Source organism: Mitsuaria sp. 7 (assembly GCF_001653795.1).
GTDB lineage: Bacteria > Pseudomonadota > Gammaproteobacteria > Burkholderiales > Burkholderiaceae_C > Roseateles.
Genome location: NZ_CP011514.1, coordinates 3173354 through 3193492 on the forward strand (window position 1 = coordinate 3173354; position 20139 = coordinate 3193492).

At 68.8% G+C, this 20139-nt stretch carries 17 protein-coding genes and 1 pseudogene; 2 read left to right on the forward strand and 16 right to left on the reverse strand.

Annotated features, from left to right (window positions below; all coding sequences use genetic code 11):
- Positions 1 to 25: 25 nt before the first annotated feature.
- The 14 genes and pseudogenes from hflX to ABE85_RS13970 form a co-directional block, all read right to left on the reverse strand.
- Positions 26 to 1351 carry a GTPase HflX gene (hflX, locus tag ABE85_RS13900; protein ID WP_082938597.1) on the reverse strand — a complete coding sequence of 442 codons (1326 nt, stop codon included), beginning with the start codon at positions 1349 to 1351 and terminating at the stop codon, positions 26 to 28.
- Positions 1352 to 1357: 6 nt separating this feature from the next.
- Positions 1358 to 1600 (reverse strand): RNA chaperone Hfq, encoded by a 243-nt coding sequence (hfq, locus tag ABE85_RS13905; RefSeq protein WP_067275532.1) that lies wholly within the window; start codon positions 1598 to 1600, stop codon positions 1358 to 1360.
- Between the two features lie 79 nt (positions 1601 to 1679).
- Complete coding sequence (gene der / locus ABE85_RS13910; RefSeq protein ID WP_067275535.1) at positions 1680 to 3026, reverse strand: ribosome biogenesis GTPase Der; 1347 nt, start codon at positions 3024 to 3026, stop codon at positions 1680 to 1682.
- A gap of 1 nt (position 3027) precedes the next feature.
- Positions 3028 to 4173 (reverse strand): outer membrane protein assembly factor BamB, encoded by a 1146-nt coding sequence (gene bamB / locus ABE85_RS13915; RefSeq protein ID WP_067275539.1) that lies wholly within the window; start codon positions 4171 to 4173, stop codon positions 3028 to 3030.
- Positions 4170 to 4844: a tetratricopeptide repeat protein gene (locus ABE85_RS13920; protein ID WP_067275542.1), complete on the reverse strand. Its 675-nt coding sequence runs from the start codon at positions 4842 to 4844 to the stop codon at positions 4170 to 4172. The genes bamB and ABE85_RS13920 overlap by 4 nt, the downstream gene beginning before the upstream one ends.
- Before the next feature lie 38 nt (positions 4845 to 4882).
- A complete protein-coding gene (gene hisS / locus ABE85_RS13925) occupies positions 4883 to 6190 on the reverse strand; it encodes a histidine--tRNA ligase (RefSeq protein ID WP_067275545.1) in 1308 nt (435 codons plus the stop codon).
- The gene (gene ispG, locus ABE85_RS13930) at positions 6187 to 7491 is read right to left on the reverse strand and encodes a flavodoxin-dependent (E)-4-hydroxy-3-methylbut-2-enyl-diphosphate synthase (RefSeq protein ID WP_067275549.1); all 1305 of its coding nucleotides are present in this window, start codon (positions 7489 to 7491) and stop codon (positions 6187 to 6189) included. Before ispG ends, hisS begins: the two co-directional genes overlap by 4 nt.
- Positions 7492 to 7550: 59 nt before the next feature.
- Positions 7551 to 8633, reverse strand: coding sequence for a RodZ domain-containing protein (locus ABE85_RS13935; RefSeq protein ID WP_197507009.1), 1083 nt, complete (start codon positions 8631 to 8633; stop codon positions 7551 to 7553).
- Positions 8634 to 8643: 10 nt separating this feature from the next.
- Positions 8644 to 9465 (reverse strand): type IV pilus biogenesis/stability protein PilW, encoded by an 822-nt coding sequence (gene pilW / locus ABE85_RS13940; protein ID WP_067275552.1) that lies wholly within the window; start codon positions 9463 to 9465, stop codon positions 8644 to 8646.
- Positions 9462 to 10661 carry a 23S rRNA (adenine(2503)-C(2))-methyltransferase RlmN gene (gene rlmN, locus ABE85_RS13945; RefSeq protein WP_082938599.1) on the reverse strand — a complete coding sequence of 400 codons (1200 nt, stop codon included), beginning with the start codon at positions 10659 to 10661 and terminating at the stop codon, positions 9462 to 9464. The genes pilW and rlmN overlap by 4 nt, the downstream gene beginning before the upstream one ends.
- Before the next feature lie 57 nt (positions 10662 to 10718).
- Complete coding sequence (ndk, locus tag ABE85_RS13950; RefSeq protein WP_067275554.1) at positions 10719 to 11144, reverse strand: nucleoside-diphosphate kinase; 426 nt, start codon at positions 11142 to 11144, stop codon at positions 10719 to 10721.
- 178 nt (positions 11145 to 11322) lie between these two features.
- The gene (locus ABE85_RS13955) at positions 11323 to 13500 is read right to left on the reverse strand and encodes a pseudouridine synthase (RefSeq protein ID WP_082938600.1); all 2178 of its coding nucleotides are present in this window, start codon (positions 13498 to 13500) and stop codon (positions 11323 to 11325) included.
- Between the two features lie 89 nt (positions 13501 to 13589).
- Positions 13590 to 14420 (reverse strand): annotated as a pseudogene (gene scpB, locus ABE85_RS13960) (SMC-Scp complex subunit ScpB); the annotation flags it as partial.
- A gap of 310 nt (positions 14421 to 14730) precedes the next feature.
- Positions 14731 to 15825, reverse strand: coding sequence for an RluA family pseudouridine synthase (locus tag ABE85_RS13970; protein ID WP_082938601.1), 1095 nt, complete (start codon positions 15823 to 15825; stop codon positions 14731 to 14733).
- Positions 15826 to 15928: 103 nt separating this feature from the next.
- Between ABE85_RS13970 and ABE85_RS13975 the strand changes: the two genes are divergently transcribed.
- Complete coding sequence (locus ABE85_RS13975) at positions 15929 to 16750, forward strand: outer membrane protein assembly factor BamD (RefSeq protein ID WP_231993089.1); 822 nt, start codon at positions 15929 to 15931, stop codon at positions 16748 to 16750.
- A gap of 145 nt (positions 16751 to 16895) precedes the next feature.
- On the opposite strand, the gene ABE85_RS13980 is transcribed toward ABE85_RS13975, so the two are convergent.
- Both ABE85_RS13980 and ABE85_RS13985 read right to left on the reverse strand, forming a co-directional pair.
- A complete protein-coding gene (locus tag ABE85_RS13980; protein ID WP_231993090.1) occupies positions 16896 to 19028 on the reverse strand; it encodes an ATP-dependent DNA helicase in 2133 nt (710 codons plus the stop codon).
- Entirely contained in the window at positions 19015 to 19317 is a 303-nt protein-coding gene (locus tag ABE85_RS13985) for a YdcH family protein (protein WP_082938602.1), read from the reverse strand. The genes ABE85_RS13980 and ABE85_RS13985 overlap by 14 nt, the downstream gene beginning before the upstream one ends.
- Before the next feature lie 52 nt (positions 19318 to 19369).
- On the opposite strand from ABE85_RS13985, the gene ABE85_RS13990 reads away from it, so the two are divergent.
- Positions 19370 to 20137 carry a PP2C family serine/threonine-protein phosphatase gene (locus tag ABE85_RS13990; protein WP_067275566.1) on the forward strand — a complete coding sequence of 256 codons (768 nt, stop codon included), beginning with the start codon at positions 19370 to 19372 and terminating at the stop codon, positions 20135 to 20137.
- Positions 20138 to 20139 lie beyond the last annotated feature (2 nt).

The window sequence follows — 20139 nt, forward strand, 5'->3', positions numbered from 1 at the left end:
AAGTATCGGGCATTGGCGAACGGCCTCAGCCTGTGCGTCCCTGCGGATGTTCCTGCGGGTCCGACGGATCTTGGGGCAGGTCTTGCGGGTTCAAGTCGACATCGTCGACATCGACACCGTCCGCCTCCTCGGACCCATGGACGGACTCATCGCCGGCATCGCCCTCGGCATCCGTCATGCCACCGTATTCGGGCACCGGCGCGGCCTGCATCAGCGACGCGATCATCGCGCGCAGTTCGTCCAGGCCCTCGCCCTTGACCGCGCTGACGAAGATCCGCGGCAGACGCTGTCCGCCGTGCTCGCCGCCGACACGCGTCAGCCAGTCCTGCAACTGGCGCGGACGCTGGTTGTCTTCCAGCAGGTCGAGCTTGTTGTAGACGAGGATCTGCGGGATGTGCTGCGCGCCGATCTCGGCGAGCACCCGCTCGACCTCCTCCATCTGCTCGGTCAGCACCGGGCTGGCGGCGTCGACCACGTGCAGCAGCAGGTCGGCGTCGGCCGCCTCCTGCAGCGTGGCCTTGAACGCCTCGACCAGCTTGTGGGGCAGATCGCGGATGAAGCCGACGGTGTCGGACAGCGACACGCTGGTGCCCGCCTCCTCGAGGTACAGCGAGCGGGTCGTCGTATCGAGCGTCGCGAACAGCTGGTTCGCCGCGTAGGCCTTCGCCTTCGTCAACGCATTGAACAGCGTGCTCTTGCCGGCGTTGGTGTAGCCCACCAGCGAGACGCGGAACACCCCGTTGCGCGCGCGGGCGCGGCGTTGCGTGGCGCGCTGCTTCTGGACCTTCTTGAGCCGTTCCTTGATCGACTTGATGCGGTCGTCGATCATGCGGCGGTCCAGCTCGATCTGGCGCTCGCCCGGGCCGCCGCGCATGCCGATGCCGCCGCTCTGACGTTCCAGATGGCTCCAGCGGCGCACCAGGCGCGTGGAGAGGTACTGCAGCCGCGCGAGTTCCACCTGCAGCTTGCCCTCGAAGCTCTGCGCGCGGGCCGCGAAGATCTCCAGGATGAGCGCGGTGCGGTCGGCCACGGGCACGCCGATGTGGCGTTCCAGGTTGCGTTGCTGGGCGGGGGAGATGGCCTGGTCGAACAGCACGGTGTGGGCGCCGAGCGCCTCCACCATCAGCTTGATCTCGTCGGCCTTGCCGGAACCGATGAACAGTGCCGCGTCGGGCGCCTTGCGTCGGGCGACGACCCGGGCGACCGGGGTGTCACCGGCCGACTCGGCCAGCAGTGCGAGTTCGTCGAGGGTGGGGTCGAAGGCCTCGCCGCGGCCCAGATCGACCCCCACCAGAATGGCGCGCGCCGCCTCGGGGGGCGGCGTCGAATGGGTGGGGTCTTGTGTGGTCAATCAGCTTCAGCTGGCGTCGTTGCTCTCGCCGGTGTGGAAGTTCACCGCACGGCCCGGAACCACCGTCGAGATGGCGTGCTTGTAGACCATCTGCGTCACCGTATTGCGCAGCAGCACCACGTACTGGTCAAAGGACTCGATATGGCCTTGCAGCTTGATGCCGTTCACGAGGTAGATGCTCACAGGAACATGCTCCTTGCGCAGCAGGTTCAGGAAAGGGTCTTGCAAGAGTTGTCCTTTGTTGCTCACGATATTCTCCGTGTTGGAAGTGAGGTGTTGGAATGCCACACCTTATCACAGCACCGGGTTTCCCCGGACCGCGCTGTCGTCAGGTGTCGGCGAACGGATTCTTCGAGGAACGCAGCTCGATCTTCATCGGCGTGCCCACCAGCTTGTAGTGGTCGCGGATGCGTCCTTCCAGATAACGCTTGTAGACGTCGCTGACGCCTTCGAGCGCATTGCCGTGGATGACGACGATCGGCGGGTTCATGCCGCCCTGGTGCGCGTAGCGCAGCTTGGGACGCGAGACGCCCGCGCGCTGCGGCTGCTGATGCTGGACCGCTTCCATGATCAGGCGGGTCAGCACCGGCGTCGTCATCTTGCGATAGGCCGATGAATAGGCGTCCGCCAGCGCCTTCCACAGCGGGCCCAGGCCCTGCCGCTTCAGCGCGGAGATCTTGAGGATCGGTGCGAAGCGCAGGAAGCCCAGCCGCGTCTGGATCTGGCGCTCGATGGTCTCGCGCTGGTAGCTGTCGATCGCGTCCCACTTGTTGATCGCGATGACCACCGCGCGGCCGCTGTCCAGCGCGTAGCCGGCGATGTGCGCGTCCTGGTCGGTGACGCCTTGCGTCGCGTCGATCAGCAGCAGCACGACGTTGGCGTCGGCGATCGCCTGCAGGGTCTTCACGACCGAGAACTTCTCGATCGCCTCGAAGACCTTGCCCTTGCGGCGCAGGCCGGCGGTGTCGATGAGCTTGAACTTCTGACCGTTGTGCTCGAAGTCGACGCTGATCGCGTCGCGCGTCGTGCCGGGCATGTCGAAGGCGACCAGCCGCTCCTCGCCGAGCCAGGTGTTGATCAGCGTGCTCTTGCCGACGTTGGGACGGCCGGCGACCGCCAGGCGGATCGCACGCTCATCGTCGGGACCGGCACCCTCCGCGGGCTCCTCGTCCTCGACCGGCGCCTCGAAGCTGTCCAGCACCGCCTCGAGCAGCGAGCGGATGCCCTGCCCGTGCGCCGCGGAGACCGGATGCGGCTCGCCCATGCCGAGTTCATGGAACTCGGCCAGCAGCGGGCTGTCGCTCATGCCTTCGGCCTTGTTGACGGCGACGAAGACGCGCTTGTTGCATTGGCGCAGGTAGCGGCCGATGTCCATGTCCTGCCCAGCCAGGCCGGTGCGCACGTCCAGCACGAAGATGACGGCATCCGCTTCGGCCACGGCCTGGCGGGTCTGCTTGGCCATCTCCTTGACGATGCCGGTGGTGCTGTCCGGCTCGAAGCCGCCGGTGTCGATGACGATGAACTCGCGATCGCCCAGGCGACCGTCGCCGTAATGGCGGTCGCGCGTGAGGCCGGCGAAGTCCGCGACGATGGCGTCGCGGCTCTTCGTCATCCGGTTGAACAGCGTGGACTTGCCCACGTTGGGGCGGCCCACCAGGGCGATCACAGGTTTCATATCAGTCTTGGCGCAGCGCGAACAGGCGTCCGCTGCGAGTGGCGATCAGCACCGTGCCGCCGAGCTGCACCGGCGCCGCGGCGATGCCGGAGCTGTCGGTCTGCAGGCGCTGCACGGTCAGACCCTTGTCCTTGGACAGGAAATGCACGTAGCCCTCGCTGTCGCCGACGATGACCGACTTGTCGGTCACCACCGGCGCGCTGAGCTTGCGGTTCTGGAACTGGTCGGCGGTCCAGACGACGTCGCCGGTGCGCGTGCCCCAGGCGGTCAGCCGGTCGGAGGCATCGCCGCCGACGACGATCGTCGAGTCGGCACCGACGCCGCGCAGGCCGGCGTTGTTGCGGGTCCAGACCGTGTTGCCACGCTCACCATTGACGCAGGCGACCGCCGACTGGAAGGCGCGGGCGCAGAAGATGTCGTTGTCGCGGGCCAGCGGACCGACCAGGTCGGCCAAGCGCTCGACCTCGTTGGTGCCGCGCGGGTTGGCGATGGTCGCTTCCCACATCAGCAGGCCGCGGGTGGGATCGATGCCCGCCAGGCGCGAGCCCTGCCCCACCAGCAGCGTGTTCTGGTAGGCGCCGATCACGCCGGCCTGCTGCAGCGTCAGCGGCTCGCCCGGACGGCGCAGCTCCCACAGACGGCGACCGTCGACCGCATCGAAGGCCAGCACCGCGCGATCCAGCGTCAGCACGAACACGCGTTCACCCGCGACGAACGGCGAGGTCACGACCGGGGTCGTCATCGTCTTGCGCCACAGGATCTTGTCGCCTTCGGTCACGACCAGCTCGTTGTCGCGCGTCACCGCCGCGGCGAAACGGCCATCGCTGCCGACACCCGCCGTCAGACCCTTGCCGATATCGGCGCGCCACAGCGTGGTGCCGTCATTCGCGGAGATGGCGCTGATGACGCCGTCCGAGCCGCCGACGATGAAGCGGTCGTTGACCGCCGTGATCGTGAGCGGGAACTTGACGCTGTCCACACGCGCTTCCCAGGCCACGCGGGCCTGCAGGGACGGCGTGATGTTCTCCAGCGCGGCCGGCTTGGGCGCGGTGGAGCTGCTGAACAGCGAGCAGGCGCCCAGCGTCGCGGCGACGCCGCCCAGCAGCAGCGCTCGGGCCAGCCGACCGAGGGTCAGGCCGGCGTTCACTGGGGAGCTCCCGCGGCGGGCTCGTCGCCGCCGACAGCCACGCCCAGGCTGGCCAGCTTCACTTCGAGCAGGCGGCGATAGTCGAGCTGCTTGTCCAGGCCGTCGTAGGCCTTCTTGAATTCGGTCTTGGCGACGTCGGGCTTGTTCTGCAGCAGCGCCAGATCGCCGCGCCGATCGGCCACCAGCGCCGCGAAGTCCGCGCTCTTGACGGCGTCCAGCGTCTTGCCGGCTTCGTCGAGCTGCTTGGCGTCCATCTGCAGCGCAGCCAGGCGCAGGCGGGCCAGATCGCGGTAGGCATCGCCCTTCGCATTGGCGGCGGCCCAGGTCAGCGTGGCACGCGCGTCGTCGGGCTTTTCCTTGTCCAGCTGCAGCTTGGCGGTCACCAGCGCGGCCTGCGCGGCGTAGCCGGTGCCGGCGTAGTCCTGCTTGAGGTTGCCGAACACGGCGACGCTCTTGCCCAGATCGGCAGCCTGCGCCGCACGTTGCAGCTCACCGTACATCGCGGCGGCCTTGGCGGCCTCGGTGCGCTGCCAGTAGTTCCAGCCGGTCCAGCCGGCGTAGGCGACCAGCGCCAGCGTCAGCAGCCAGGTGATCGGATTGCCCCAGCGCTTCCAGAACGCCTTGAGCTGCTCCAACTGTTCCTGTTCTTCGAGATCGAGATGAGCCGCCATGTTCGAGTGAGGGTCCGGGTTGAAATTCGAGGTCGCGATTATGCGGTGCGCAGGTCGGCCGCCCATGCGGCGACCGTGTTAAGCGGGCGTGTCACTTGCTCGCCCTCGCCGCGCAGCGGCTTGACGGCGACTTCGCCGCGGGCGAGTTCGTCAGGACCGAACACCAGCGCGAAGCGGGCGCCCGACGCGTCGGCCTTCTTGAACTGCGACTTGAACGAGCCACCGCCCGCATGCATCTGCACCGCGACGCCTTCGGCGCGCAGCACTTCCAGCACGGGGATCGCCTGCGGCAGCACGGCCGCGTCCGGCAGGATCGCGTACACGTCCGGGGCAGACGACGGCACCGGCAGGCCCAGTTCGTCGATCAGCAGCAGCAGGCGCTCGATGCCGAGGCCGAAGCCCACCGCCGGCGTCGGCTTGCCGCCGAGCTGTTCGAACAGTCCGTCGTAACGACCGCCGCCGCAGACCGTGCCCTGGGAGCCGAGCTGGTCGGTCACCCATTCGAAGACGGTCAGGTTGTAGTAGTCCATGCCGCGCACCAGGCGCGTGTTGATGCGGTACTCGACGCCCGCGGCGTCCAGGATCGCGCGCACGGCATTGAAGTGGGCCAGGCTTTCCTCGCCGAGGAAATCCATCAGGTGCGGCGCCGCCTCGACGACGGCCTGCATGGCCGGATTCTTCGTGTCGAGGATGCGCAGCGGATTGGTGTGCAGGCGGCGCTTGCCGTCCTCGTCGAGCTTGTCGGCGTGGGCTTCGAAGTGGGTGATCAGCGCGGCGCGGTGCGCGGCGCGCTCCTCCGGCTGGCCCAGCGAGTTCAGCTCCAGGCGCACATGCTCGCCGACGACCAGACCCAGCTGCTGCCACAGGCGCCGGACCATCAGGATGATCTCGGCATCCACGTCCGGACCGGCGAAGCCCAGCGCCTCGACGTCCAGCTGGTTGAACTGGCGGTAGCGGCCCTTCTGCGGCTTCTCGTGGCGGAACATCGGGCCCATCGTCCACAGACGCAGCGGGCCGTTGTAGAGCGCGTTGTGCTCGACCATCGCGCGGACGATGCCGGCGGTGGCTTCCGGGCGCAGCGTCAGCTTGTCGCCGTTCATGCTGTCGGTGAAGGAGTACATCTCCTTCTCGACGATGTCGGTGACCTCGCCCAGGCCGCGCACGAACAGCGCGGTCGGCTCGACGACCGGGGTCAGCATGTACTGGTAGCCGTAGCGCTGCAGCACGTCGCGCAGCGTGGTCTCGAACCAGCTCCACAGCTGGCTGCTCGGCAGCTTGTCCTTGCGGTCGACACTGGCCGGGAGGATGTCGTTCATCCCCTTGACGGCCTGGAGGTTCTTGCTCATGCGGTGGTGGTGCTCGCGCCGAAGCGCTTTTCAATGTAGGTCTCGACCAGGGCGTGGAACTCGCCGGCGATGTTGTCGCCGCGCAGGGTCAGCGCCTTCTCGCCGTCGATGAAGACGGGCGCCGCCGGCGCCTCGCCGTTGCCCGGCAGGCTGATGCCGATGTCGGCATGCTTGCTCTCGCCGGGGCCGTTGACGATGCAGCCCATCACCGCGACCTTCATGGTCTCGACGCCGGGGTACTTCTCGCGCCAGACCGGCATCTGCGCGCGCAGGAAGTCGTCGATCTGCTTGGCCAGTTCCTGGAAGGTCGTGCTGGTGGTGCGACCGCAGCCGGGGCAGGCGGTGACGCTCGGGTTGAACGCGCGCAGACCCAGCGACTGCAGGATCTCCAGCGCGACCACCACTTCCTGCGTGCGCGACTCGCCGGGTTGCGGCGTCAGCGAGACGCGGATGGTGTCGCCGATGCCTTCCTGCAGCAACACCGCCAGCGCCGCGGCCGAGGCCACCGTGCCCTTGGTGCCCATGCCGGCCTCGGTCAGGCCCAGGTGCAGCGCGTAGTCGCAGCGCCTGCTCAGCGCGCGGTAGACCGAGATCAGGTCCTGCACGCCGCTGACCTTGCAGCTGATGATGATGTTGTCGGGGTTCATGCCCAACTCGCGGGCGTACGACGCCGACGACAGCGCCGACTGGATCAGCGCCTGGTACATGACCTGCTTGCCGTCCCAGGGATCGGCGCGCTTCGCGTTGTCGTCCATCATCTGGGCGAGCAGTTCCTGGTCCAGGCTGCCCCAGTTGACGCCGATGCGCACGACCTTGTCGTACTGCATCGCGGCCTCGATCATCTGGGCGAACTGGCGGTCCTTCTTGTCGCCCTTGCCGACGTTGCCCGGGTTGATCCGGTACTTCGACAGCGCCTGCGCCATGGCCGGGTGCTCGGTCAGCAGCCGGTGGCCGTTGTAGTGGAAGTCGCCGACCAGCGGCACGTCGATGCCCATGCGGTCGAGCTGCTCGCGGATGTGCGGGACGGCGTCGGCGGCCTCGGCGTTGTTGACGGTGATGCGGACCATTTCGGAGCCGGCCTGCGCCAGCTCCTTGACCTGGATCGCCGTCTCGATGACGTCGACGGTGTCGGTGTTGGTCATCGACTGCACGCGCACCGGCGCGTCGCCGCCGACCGTCACCACGCGGCTGCCCCAGCGCACCTGCGCCTGGCGCGAGCGGCGCGCGGACGGCGCGGCGGCGGCGATCAGATCGGAAAGGTCGACGGCTTGGGCGAAATCGGGAGTGGCTGGCTTGTCCATCTTGCGGCGCTCTTGCGAAAGGGGTACGGCTGCTGCGGCGCCCGTCGGGTCGGGTGGAGTCAGTTCAGTTCGAGGCGCGCGACGTTGTCGCGCGACCGGGCGGCGAGGTCCACGGCCTGGCCGCGGAACACCAGTTCCGTGCCGGACACATTGCCCACGCGCAGCTTCAGCGGGGCGACGCCGTTGACGTCGACGAGGTCACCGGGACGCAGCAGTCTCGACAGCAACACCTGACCCTTGGCGTCGACGACCTCGACCCAGGCCTCGGCGTGGGCCCGGACCTTCAGGGGCGACGTGCCGGGTGCCGGCGCGCCGGCTTGAACCGGTTGGCCGGTGGTCGCGGATGCCGCGCCAGTCGGCGACACGGGCGGGGTCTGGGCAGCGACGGCCGGCGCAGGCGCCGTGGTCGTCGGTGTCGTGATGGTCGGTGTGGTTGTGGTCGGCGCCGCAATGGTCGGTGCCGTTGCGGCGGTGGTCGCGCCGGAGCCCTGCGGCGGCAGCGTCGACGTCCCGGCGGACACCTGGCCCGACGGTGTGGTCTCGGCGGCGCCCACTACGGGCGCATCTCCCGTGGTCGACGGGATCTCCGTCGCGGCTGGCGGCGTCTCGACCACACTCCCCGGTCCGGGTGCCGTGGCGGCGGAATCGGTCTGACGGAAACGCTGCGTGACCTGATCGATCCAGCTCGACGGGACGACGTACACCGCCACCGCGGCGATCAGCAGCACACCGACACCCAGCACCGCCGGGCGCTTGAGCAAGGCCGTCGACAGCGCCGGATCCTGGCTCACCGAGCGGGCACGGAACGGCTGGTTCAGGCCGGGCGTCACGCGGTCCAGCGAGGCTTCGGCACCGCTGCTCGGCAGCAGGATCAACACCTGCGCGGCATCGAGCTTCATGACGCGACACACCGAGCGCGCCAGCGCCCGGGCAAAGGTCGCGTCGGGGAGGTCCTGGTAGCGGTCGGCCTCCAGGGCCTCCAGCTTCGACTGCGGCACCTTCAGCGTCGCGGCCAGCGCGGCGATATGCAGGCCCCTGGCCTCGCGCGCCCGGCGCAGCACGGCGCCGGCCGAGCTGGGCGCGGACATGGAGGCAGCGAAATCGGCTGCGAGCGACGCCTCGTCGGTGGCCGTCGGAGTCATGCGATGTCCCTCATTCATCGAATCGACCGTTGTTCAATGCTTGTGTCTCGGCCGCCTGCGGATACTTGCGCCGCATCTGCTGGCCGAGATCGTCCAGGTTGGAGGTGTTCCCCAGGCGGCGCTCGATGCGCAGCTCCAGCCAGAGGCTGGCGGCATTCGCCTGTTCCACGTTGCTGTTGACGCGGCGCACGTAGAAGCGGGCCCGCTCATACTCCCCCTGGCGGTACAGCACCTCGCCCAGGTTCAGCGCGATCGTCGGATTGCCCGGCTCAGCCTCGAAGGCCTTGGTCAGGTGGGCCTGCGCCGGAATCAGCCGGCCTTCGCGCGCTTCGCAGGCGCCCCAGGCGAGCAGCGTGCGCGACGGCGTGCGGTAGGTGGGGATCGCCACGGCCGCGTCGAACTGCTGGTAGGCCTCGGCGTAGCGCTGGCGCTGGCACAGGAACCAGCCGTAGTTGTGCAGCGTGTCGGCGTTGTTGCGGTCGCGGGCGATCAGTTGCTTGAAGCCGTCCTCGGCCAGCCCGAACTCGCCCATCGCGGCGTAGATCAGGTTGCGCAGATTGATCGCTTCGGGCAGGTCCGGCTTGGCGGACATCGCGAGCTTGACCTCGTCCAGCGCCGTCTCGTACTGGCCGCGGGCGAAGTAGCCGCTGGCGAGTTCGAGCCGCACCTGCGCGCGGCGGTCGTTGTCGGTCTTGTCGCTCTCCGTGCGCGGCTGCTGTTGCTGCTGCCCGCCACCCGCGCACCCGGCCAGGGCCGCGGCGATCAGCAGCACGACGGACAGGGTCCGGGCGGAACGACGCGGAAGAAGGAAGCCGGGCGACGAAAGGGTCATGGACGTGGGCCTGTGGGAGTGACGGGGGTCGAAGGCGTGGCGGTGGCGGGCGCAACGGCTGAAGCGCCCGACGTACCGCCCGATGCCGCGCCGCGCTGTACCACCACGGGCGCGCGCACCATGCGCAGGTGAACCCGGGTCCGGTCCTGCACCTCGCCGGCCAGCTGGCCGCAGGCGGCGTCGATGTCGTCGCCGCGCGTCTTGCGCACGGTCGTCACGATACCGGCCTGGATCAGCAGGTCGGCGAAGGCTTTCACGCGCTCGTTCGTGCTGCGCTTCAGGCCCGACGCGGGGAACGGATTGAACGGGATCAGGTTGATCTTGCAGGGCACCTTGCCCTTGAGCAGCGCGATCAGCTCGCGGGCCTGCTCCGGCGAGTCGTTCACCTCCTGCAGCATGCAGTACTCGAAGGTGATGAAGTCGCGGGGCGCCTTGTCCAGGTAGGCGTTGCAGCTCGCCAGCAGTTCCGCGATCGGGTACTTGCGGTTGAGCGGCACCAGCTGGTCGCGCAGCGGGTCACTGGGCGCGTGCAGCGACACGGCCAGCGCCACCGGCGCATCGTCGCGCAGGCGGTCGATCATCGGGACCACGCCCGAGGTCGACACCGTCACGCGGCGCCGCGACAGGCCGTAGCCGTGGTCGTCCAGCATCATCTTCAGCGCGGGGATCAACGCGCTGTAGTTCTGCAGCGGCTCGCCCATGCCCATCATCACGACGTTGGAGATGATGCGTTCGTCCTTGCCCAGGCGTTGCCGCAGCGAGTGCTCGGCGTACCAGAGCTGGGCGACGATCTCCCAGGTCTCGAGGTTGCGGCTGAAGCCTTGATGGCCGGTCGAACAGAAGCGGCAGCCCACGGCGCAGCCGGCCTGGCTGGAGATGCACAGCGTGGCCCGGTCGTCCTCGGGGATGTAGACCGCCTCGACGGCGTTGCCCTGGCCGACGTCGAACAACCACTTGATGGTGCCGTCGGCCGAGACGTGTTCGGAGATCACCGGCAGTGCGGTGATGTGGGCGCGCCCGGCCAGCTTGTCGCGCAGCGACTTGGCCAGGTCGGACATCTGGGCGAAGTCCGACGCGCCCTTCTGATGGATCCAGCGGAACAGCTGGGTCGCGCGGAAGCGCTTCTCCCCCAGCTGCTCGCAGTACGCGGCCAGGCCTTGCAGATCGAATCCGAGCAGGTTGACCGTGTCCATCATGCGTTCCTCATTTCCACTCAGGGCCTCATGGCCCGGAGGTCAGAGGCCTTGCCCGATTCAGCGGGCGTTGATTTCCAGGCCGGAGAAGAAGAAGGCCACTTCCACGGCGGCCGTCTCGGCGGCGTCCGAACCGTGCACGGCGTTCGCGTCGATGCTGTCGGCGAAGTCGGCGCGGATGGTGCCCTTCTCGGCCTTCTTCGGATCGGTCGCGCCCATCAGGTCACGGTTCTTCAGGATGGCGCCTTCGCCTTCCAGCACCTGGATCTGCACCGGGCCGGAGATCATGAAGGTCACCAGGTCGTTGAAGAACGGGCGGGCCTTGTGCACGGCGTAGAACGCTTCGGCTTCGGCGCGCGACAGCTGCTTCTGCTTGGAGGCGATGACCTTCAGGCCGGCGCCTTCGAAGCGGCTGTAGATCTGGCCGATGACGTTCTTGGCCACGGCATCGGGCTTGATGATGGAGAGGGTGCGTTCGATGGCCATGTCTTTTTCCTTGAAAATCTTGGGCTTGGCAAAGCCCGGGATTGTAATGCGTGAAGTCAAGCCCCCAAGTGACATCCCGTTATCAGACGGCTGTCACCGGAAGGCAAAAAGCCGGGATGGAACCCGGCCCGGTCCGCCCTGCTCCGCCGGGATGGCGGAACACGGCTTTCAAACGTGATCAGCGGCGACCGCGGCCACCACCGCCCCCGCCACCACCTCCGCCGCCGCCCCCGCGGCGACCACCGCCCCGGTTGTTGCTGCGGTTGATGAAGGCGTCGGCGCCGATGTAGCCCATGGAGGTCTTCATCGGATCCGGCTGCTGTTCGCCACCCGGACCGCGCTTGTTGCCCTGGTTCGGGTTGTGGCCGGGGTCGCTGCCGCCCCTGCCGAATCCCTGCGGGATGCGCTTGCTGCCGGTCGCGAAGCGACGGTCGAAGGTCTGCTCCAGCGGGTTGATGTGCTTCGGGATGAAGTCGTCATCATCCTCGTCGCGGGGGCGGCGATCGCGTTCGCGCTCCTGCTGTTGCTGCTGCGGACGCTGCGGCTGGTTCGGCTGGGCGCGCTGATCGTTGCGGTCATTGCGCTGCGGACGATCCTGGCGGTCGCCGCGCTGATCGTTGCGATCGCCGCGCTGGTCGCCACGTTGATCATTGCGCTGATCACCCCGCTGGTCATTGCGTGCACCGCGCGGCTCATGGCGATCACCGCGGTGGTCGCTGCGCTGCTCGTTGCGCGGTTCCGGACGGCTCGGACGCGGACCATCGCTGTTGCCGCGGCGACGCTTGTCGCCACGATCGTTGCGCTCGTTGTGACGAGGCGCCCGCGGCTCGCTGCCGGCCAGTTGGCGGATGACGCGCACGTCGGCGTCGCCGAGCTCGATGTAGACGCCACGACGCAGGCCGCGCGGCAGCACGACGGTGCCGTAGCGGATGCGGATCAGGCGGCTGACGGCCAGGCCCACGGTCTCGAACAGCTTGCGGACTTCGCGGTTGCGGCCTTCGGTGATGACGACGCGATACCAGCGGTTCACGCCTTCGCCGCCGCCGTCCTCGATGCTCTTGAAGCTGGCCTGCTGACCGTCGACGTCGACGCCGGCCAGCAGCTTCTCCTTCTGCTCCTTGCTCAGCGAGCCCAGCACGCGCACGGCGTACTCGCGCTCCACGCCGAAGCGCGGGTGCATCAGCAGATTGGCGAGCTCACCGGAGTTGGTGAACAGCAGCAGGCCTTCGGTGTTCAGGTCGAGTCGGCCGACCGACTGCCACTTGCCCTGCGGCAGACGCGGCAGGTTGCGGAAGACGGTAGGGCGGCCTTCGGGATCGTTGAAGGTCACGACCTCGCCGACGGGCTTGTGGTACGCCAGGATCCGCGGCGCGACCGGCGCGATGCGGACCTTGATCGGCTTGCCTGCGACGGCGACGCGATCGCCGTAGGAGATGCGCTGACCGACGTGGGCGACTTCGTCGTTCACCGTGATCTGGCCCCTGGCGATCATGTCCTCGATGTCGCGGCGCGAGCCGACGCCGGCCTGCGCCAGCACCTTCTGCAGCTTGGGCGCATCGGCATCGGGGGCAAGCACGCGCTTGGCGGGCTGGTCCGTCGCCTCGGATCCGTCGTCGTCGGACGAGGCCTGGACCTCGGCGATCTCCGCGGACTCGGCACCGTCGTCCTCGACGTCGGCATCGAAGGCACCCGACACCAGCGCGTCGAAGCGCGCCTGCGCCTCGGCCTGGAGCTGGGCCGTGTCGGCCTGCGACGGCGCGAACTCGGCGCCGCCGTTCGTGTCCGACGCCTCGCCCTGCGCCTGGGCCGGCTGACCTTCACGCGGCTCGCGATCACGGTCACGTCCGCGGCGGCGGCGATTGCGGCCACGGCCTTCACCGTCGCTGCCGGCATCACCGTCGGCGCCCTCGCCCAGCACCGGACCCGCTTCCCGCGATTCACGGGGTTCACGGGACTCGTGCGACACCAGCTCGCCGACCGCTTCAGCCACCGGCGACACCGGCGCGGGCGAGACCTCGACGGTCGCGACCGGCACGTGGCTCACGGCGGGTTCAGCCTGCTCCGACGCGGCGTCCGCCTCGGCGGACTTCTTCGTCGTGCGGCGCTTGGGCTTGGGCGCCTGCGCCTCCTCGGCCGCAGGTGCCTGCGCCTCAGCCTCGGCAGACACTTCCGCCGCGGCGGCCGTCTTGCGGCGCGCTCGAGGCTTGGGCGTCTCCTCGGCCACGGGCGCGACGCCCGGGTCGCTCGCCTCCGCCGGGGCCGCGGCCTTGCGGGTGCGCTTGGGTTTCGCGGGCGCGTCGGCCGGGTCGGTCGTCAGCGTCTCGGGCTTGGAATCGTCGATATCGTTGGAATTCATGTGTCGGCTTGCACCTTGTCAGCGGTGGACACGGCCCCTTCCCGGGGCGCTCAAGTGGGCTCGGGGTTGACGGCCCCAGCCTGTGGTTCTTCACCCGGATCGCGCGTGGCGGCCGGCTTGGATTCGTCTTCAGTGGCGGCGTCCGTGGATTCGGGCGCCGCCGGGTTCGTTTCAAACGGTTCAGCAACAGGAGCAGCGGGTTCAAGGACTTCGGTGGCTGCACCCACCTCAGCCACCTCACCCACCTCAGCCGCCCCAGCGTCCGCGACGACCGCCTCCGCCTCGACCGCCCCTTCCGCCGCCACCGGCTGGATCTCCGGCTCCGCCGGCTCCACCTCGACGATCACGTCGCCGGGCGGATCCTCCAGCAGCGAGGCCTGCAGCGCCCCGGCGATCGGCGTCGGGTCGCCGCCCTGGATCAAGGCCGGCAACTGCTCCAGCGAATGCAGCCCCAGGTCGTCCAGGAAATGCTTCGTCGTCGCATACAGCGCCGGCCGGCCCGGCGCCTCGCGATGCCCGATGACCTCGATCCAGTCGCGGTCCTCGAGCTGCTTGATGATGGGCGTCGCCACCACCACGCCGCGGATGTCCTCGATGTCGCCGCGGGTCACCGGTTGACGGTAGGCGATGATCGCCAGCGTCTCCAGCACCGCCCGCGAATACTTCAGCGGCTTCTCCGGATGCAACCGGTCCAGATGCTCGCGCATCTCGGGCCGGCTCTGGAAGCGCCAGCCGGAGGACAAGGCCACCAGCTCGACGCCGCGTCCTTCCCATTCGCGCAGCAGCTCGTCGAGCAGCGTCCGCACGCTGTCGCCGTTGAGCGCCTCCGCGAACAGCGAACGCATGTCGCGCAGCGTCAGCGGCGCCTGCGCGCACAGCAACGCCGTTTCGAGGACCCGCTTCGCCTCCTGCGTATTCATGAGGTCAGCATGAACTCAGTTCGTGACGCCGGCCTGGAGGCCGGTCAAATCGGTGTGTGTCGCCATCTGGGGCGTCGACGACGGCAACAGGCCGCGCCGGACGGATTCGATCTGCTTGCTTGGGAGCTCTGTGCTCCAACGGCCGCCGCTCAGTGGGTGGATCCGGCCGGTCAGTGGGGCGCCGCGTCGGTGTGCGGCCTGCGCTGCGAACGGGGTCGACAACCAGCCCGTCGCCGTCTTGCGCACGCTCTTCACGTGGGTTTCAACGCAAGGACTGGAACGCATTGTAGCGCGAGCGCACGCCCGGCTCTCAGAACACCGGATCGGGCAAACCCGCGACGCGCCACCCCGACGCCAGATCGTCCGGCAGCGGGGCCTCGAAGCGCAGCGCCTCGCCGGTGACCGGATGCGCGAAGCCGAGCCGCGCGGCATGCAGCGCCTGACGCGGCACGCCCAGCGCCCCGGCCCCGCCGTAGAGCGCGTCCGACACCAGCGCATGTCCGCGATGCGCGGCATGCACGCGGATCTGGTGCGTGCGGCCCGAATGCAGCACGCAGTGCAGCGACGACACCGTCCGGCTCAGGCCGCGCGTGTCCTGCCACTCGCCCTCGCCCAGCTTGAAGAAGTCGGTGCGCGCGGGTTTGCCGCCGCCGACCACGGCCATCCGCGTGCGCGACTGCGGATCGCGGCCGATCGGTGCCTCGACGATCCATTCGTCGGGCGTGCGGCCATGGACCAGCGCGAGGTACTCGCGATGGACCTCGCGCGCCGCGATCATCCGCACCAGCGCGGTGACCGCCTGCAGCGTCTTGCCCACGACCATCAGTCCCGAGGTGTCCTTGTCCAGCCGGTGCACGATGCCCGCGCGCGGCAGCGTCGCCGCCTTGGCGTGATGCGCCAGCAGTCCGTTCATCAGCGTGCCGGACCAGTTGCCCGCCGCCGGATGGACGACCAGCCCGGCCGGCTTGTTCACCGCGAGCAGATGGTCGTCCTCGAAGACGATGTCGAGCGGCAGCGGCTCCGCGCGGAAGGCCAGGGCCTCCTCGGTCGGGACGAGCTCCACCTCCAGCGTCTGCCCCAGCCGGGGCTTGCGCGAGGCGTGGGTGACGCGCTGCCCGTCCAGCGTGACGCATCCGCGCTCGATCAGGCCCTGCAGGTGGCTGCGCGAGAACTCCGGCGCCATCTGCACCAGCCATTTGTCCAGGCGCAGCGCGAGTTCGTCGCGACCGGCCTCCGCGCTGCGGCGTTCGGGGACGTCGGCACCGACGTCCTGGGCGTCGTCGATGCCCTCGGGGAGCGCGGCGGGTCCCGATGCGTCACCTGGTGTCCCACCCGGTTTTTCACCGGGTTTCCCACTCGGGTAAAGCCCGTCCTGCGCCGCCGGGTCGTGACCGACCTGAACCATATAATCGCCGCTCCAATTTCAGATGAGGGCCGCCGTGGCGCGCGCCCTGTGGACCATGATCGAGACTCGGGTGTTGCGCCGCCGGACCGCGGATTCTTCTGAAGTGTCCGGCACCTGGCGCGCCGCGTGGCGCTGCGTGGCGGTGACCGCCGCGGCAGCTGCCGTGCTGGGGCTGGCGGCCTGTTCGTCCGCCCCCAAGGAAGACCCGAATTCCCAGGCCAACCTGGAGAAATTGTACGCAGAGGCCAAGGAGGACATGCTCTCCGGCTCCTACGACCGGGCGATCAAGACGCTGGAACGCATCGAAGGCCGCGCCGCGGGCACGACGCTGGGCCAGCAGGCGCAGCTCGACCTGGCCTGGGCGAACTACAAGAGCGGCGAGCGCGTGCAGGCCGTGACGGTGCTGGACCGCTTCATCAAGCTCAACCCGTCCAGCCCGGCGCTGGACTACGCGCTGTACATGAAGGGCCTGGTCAACTTCAACGACGACCTCGGCCTGTTCGGCCGCATCGCCCGCCAGGACATCAGCGAGCGCGACCAGCAGGCCGCGCGCGATTCGATGCAGGCGTTCAAGCAGCTGGTGGAGCAGTTCCCGGAATCGAAGTACTCCGAGGACGGTCGCATCCGCATCGACTACATCACCAACAGCCTCGCGGCTTACGAGGTGCATGTGGCGCGCTACTACTACAACCGCGGCGCCTATCTGGCATCGGCCAACCGGGGCCAGGCCGCGCTGATGGAGTTCCAGAACGCCCCCGCGCTGGAAGAGGCGCTGTTCCTGATGGTGCAGAGCTATGACAAGCTCGGACTGGAACAGCTGCGCGATGACAGCCGCCGCGTGCTGCAGGCCAGCTTCCCGGACAGCTCGTACCTGACGACCGGCAAGGCCAAGCCGAAAGACCGCGCCTGGTGGCAGATCTGGTGAGCTGAAGCTCGCCGTACGTCGTTGCTCACGGCCTTGCATAGCGCTGCTATGCGGCGGCCCCTCGCGCCTAGTCTGGCAAGCTTCAGCCCACCAGATCCAACGCCCTCGGAAAGAAATCAGCCCGCTCTTGAGCGGGCTGATTCGTTCATCCGTCGTGGGACGCCTTCAGCTCGGCAAGCCACGCCTGCGCCGTCGTTTCGTCCGGCACCTGCGTCATCGGCGGAAGCGCCCCGCGCAGCCGCTTGCCGTAGTGCGAGCCCGCCAGGCGCGGATCGCAGACGACCAGCAGGCCGCGGTCGGTCTCGGTGCGGATCAGTCGCCCGGCGCCCTGCTTCAGCGCGATCGCGGCCTCGGCGACGAAGTACTCCATGAAGGGATTGCGGCCCTCGGACTCCAGCCGCGCGACGCGCGCCTCGACCAGCGGATCGTTCGGCGGCGGGAACGGCAGCTTGTCGATGAGCACGCATTGCAGCGAGTCACCGGGCACGTCGATGCCCTCCCAGAAGCTCGCCGAGCCGACCAGGACCGAGGCCGGCTGATCGACGAACTGCTGCAGCAGTTGCCGCTTCGGCATCGTGCCCTGCACCAGCACCTCGATGCGATGACCCCCTTCCTCGAATCGCTGGCGCAGCACGTCCGCCACCGTCTGCAGCTGACGCAGCGTCGTCGTCAGGATGAAGGTGCGTCCGCCAAGCTGCGCCGCCAGACGCGCGCCGAGCCAGCCCACCGATTCGCCGTGATCGGGCTCCGAGGGCTTGGGGAAATGCTTGGGCACGTAGAGCCGCGCGTGCGACGCGTAGTCGAACGGGCTGCCCACGCGCAAGGTGCGCGCCTGACCGAGTCCGGCGGGCTCGGTGAACCAGGTGAGCGCATCGTCCTCGCCCAGCGTCGCCGACGTGAACACCCAGGCCTTGGGCGTGCTCGCGAGCGCCTCCTGCATCGCTTCGCGGATGTCCAGCGGCGACTCCATCAAACGGACCTGATGCGTGCCGACATCGACCCACCGCACCGCGCCCGGGTCCGGCGCCCGCGCGAACAGCTGCGCCGTCTTGTAGAGCTCGACCGCGCGCTCGTGCAGGCGCACGAGGTCCGGCCCGACTTCCATCACCGTTCCCAGCGCATCCACGCTGAGCTCGATCGCCTGGGTCACCTGCACCAGCGCCTCTTCGAAATCGGAACGGCCTGAACATTCGCTCCAACGCAGCTTGAGCACGCCACGCAGCTCGCGTCCACCGGCGCAGGCCAGCCGCAGGGCACGTGCCGCGCGCTCGACGCCACCCGAGATCGCCTGCCACTCCTGCAGCCCGCGCGCATGCGCCAGTCCTTGCGCAAGCATGTCGCGTCCGAAGTCGAACAGTTGTGCGCTGCCCAGCAGACGGCCAAGGAAATTGAGACCGGCCTCGGGCAGTTGATGGGCCTCGTCGAAGATCGCGACCTCGACGCTGGGCAGCAGTTCCGCGACGCCGCTGTCACGCAGCACGAGGTCGGCGAAGAACAGATGGTGGTTCACGACGACGAGGTCCGCTTCCATCGCCTCGCGCCGCGCCTTCACGACGTGACAGTCGCGGTAGGACGGGCAGTCGGTACCGAGGCAGTTGTCGCGCGTCGAGCTGACGATCGGGATCACCGGCGAGCGCTCGTCCATGCCGTCGATCTCGGCGAAGTCGCCGGTGTGGGTCGTCATCGCCCAGCGTTCGATGCGCGCGAGCTGCGCCACGGCACGCCGGTCCGGCAGTTCCGCGCTGTGGCGCGCCTGCTGAAGCCGGTGCAAGCAGAGGTAACTCCCTCGCCCCTTCAGCAACGCCGCGCGCAGCGGCAGCGCGAAGGTGTCCAGCAGCCGCGGCAGGTCGCGCATGAAGAGCTGATCCTGCAGGCTTTTCGTCGCGGTGCTGATCAACGTGCGACCGCCGCTGAGCAGCGCCGGCACCAGATACGCGAAGGTCTTGCCGACACCGGTGCCGGCCTCGACGACCAGCGTGTCGCGCCCGGCGATCGCCTGCGCGACGGCCAGCGCCATGCGCTGCTGCGGCTCGCGAGGGGCATAACCGGGGCCATGTCGTGACAGCGGGCCGCCCGTGTCGAACGCGGCGATCACCGACTGCTCCAGCTCGCCCGGACGCAGTTCCTCGGCCGCCGCGCGGGCGCGCGAGGCCGCCAGCGCTGGCGACACCTCGCCTGCGCCCCACGGGGCGTCAGCCATCAGATCGTCGGTCGAATCCCCGGTGGCGTCGTCGGTCGAGTCGTCGATGGCGGGATCGTGACGGTCAGGCGGGCTCATCGGGGTCACTGGCGCGTTCGAGGCGCGCGATCTCGTCGCGCAGTGCCAGGCGTTGCTTCTTGAGGCGGCGCAGCGTCAGTTCGTCGACGGGCGGCACGGCGAGTCCTGCCCCGATCGTCGGATCATCCGTGAGGGCTGCAATGGACGCGATGGGCGCGACCGGGCCGAAGTCCACGACCGTGTCGGCACGCAGGACGCCCATCAAGGCGTCGATGCGGCCGTCCAACTCCGCATGGGCGATGCGAAGTTCAATCAGACGGCGCGCTGGAGAGTGAAGTTGTTCATCCATAAACGGGGAACCACTCGACCGGGAAGCCGAGCAGGACGATTATAGTTTTGGGATGAGTCGCAACACCCCAGGCTATCGCCTCAGCGCCGCCACCGGCATCCATCGGGGCGATCGCCTGTACCAGCAGGATCAGGTCCAGGTCATCGCCCATCCCCGACAGAGCGGCTGTGTGCTCGGCATCGTCGCCGACGGCATGGGCGGCAAGAGCGGAGGCCGCAAGGCCGCCGACCAGGTCATCCTCACCGCCCAGCAGCTGTTCGAACGCTTCGTCCCCGGCGAGGAGGACGAATCCGACCTGCTGCGACAGATCGTCTCGGAATCCCACCTGATGATCCGCCTGACGGCGATCTCGGCCGAGGAAGAGCCGCACAGCACGCTGGCGGCCTACCTGCTGACGGCCGATAGGCGCTGCTACTGGATCCACACCGGCGACTCGCGGATCTACCACTTCCGCGGCCCCAACATGGTGACGCGCTCGCTGGACCAGTCCTACGTGCAGCGCCTGGTCGACGAAGGCCAGATCACGGAAGACGAAGCGCTGGTCCATCCGCAGTCGAACCTGCTGACGGCCTGCCTGGGCACGGTGCAGGAGCCGACGCCGGTCGAGTCCTTCATCGAGCACCTGGAGCACGGCGACACGCTGATGTGCTGCAGCGACGGCCTGTGGCACTACTTCTCCCCGGCCGAGCTCGGCACGGTGATGCACAGCCTGCCGCCGCGCGACGGCGCCGAGCTGCTGGTCAACAAGGCGCGCCAGCGCGCCAAGGGCACGGGCGACAACCTGTCGCTGGCGATCGTGCGGGTGGACCCGCTCGAGTAACC

Bases quoted from the DNA above. Each gene is read 5' to 3' on its own strand.
- der (WP_067275535.1), bottom strand. From the start codon at position 3,026: ATGAAACCTGTGATCGCCCTGGTGGGCCGCCCCAACGTGGGCAAGTCC.
- ABE85_RS13920 (WP_067275542.1), bottom strand. From the start codon at position 4,844: ATGGCGGCTCATCTCGATCTCGAAGAACAGGAACAGTTGGAGCAGCTC.
- hisS (WP_067275545.1), bottom strand. From the start codon at position 6,190: ATGAGCAAGAACCTCCAGGCCGTCAAGGGGATGAACGACATCCTCCCG.
- ispG (WP_067275549.1), bottom strand. From the start codon at position 7,491: ATGGACAAGCCAGCCACTCCCGATTTCGCCCAAGCCGTCGACCTTTCC.
- ABE85_RS13935 (WP_197507009.1), bottom strand. From the start codon at position 8,633: ATGACTCCGACGGCCACCGACGAGGCGTCGCTCGCAGCCGATTTCGCT.
- pilW (WP_067275552.1), bottom strand. From the start codon at position 9,465: ATGACCCTTTCGTCGCCCGGCTTCCTTCTTCCGCGTCGTTCCGCCCGG.
- rlmN (WP_082938599.1), bottom strand. From the start codon at position 10,661: ATGATGGACACGGTCAACCTGCTCGGATTCGATCTGCAAGGCCTGGCC.
- ndk (WP_067275554.1), bottom strand. From the start codon at position 11,144: ATGGCCATCGAACGCACCCTCTCCATCATCAAGCCCGATGCCGTGGCC.
- ABE85_RS13955 (WP_082938600.1), bottom strand. From the start codon at position 13,500: ATGAATTCCAACGATATCGACGATTCCAAGCCCGAGACGCTGACGACC.
- ABE85_RS13970 (WP_082938601.1), bottom strand. From the start codon at position 15,825: ATGGTTCAGGTCGGTCACGACCCGGCGGCGCAGGACGGGCTTTACCCG.
- ABE85_RS13980 (WP_231993090.1), bottom strand. From the start codon at position 19,028: ATGAGCCCGCCTGACCGTCACGATCCCGCCATCGACGACTCGACCGAC.
- ABE85_RS13985 (WP_082938602.1), bottom strand. From the start codon at position 19,317: ATGGATGAACAACTTCACTCTCCAGCGCGCCGTCTGATTGAACTTCGC.
- ABE85_RS13990 (WP_067275566.1), top strand. From the start codon at position 19,370: ATGAGTCGCAACACCCCAGGCTATCGCCTCAGCGCCGCCACCGGCATC.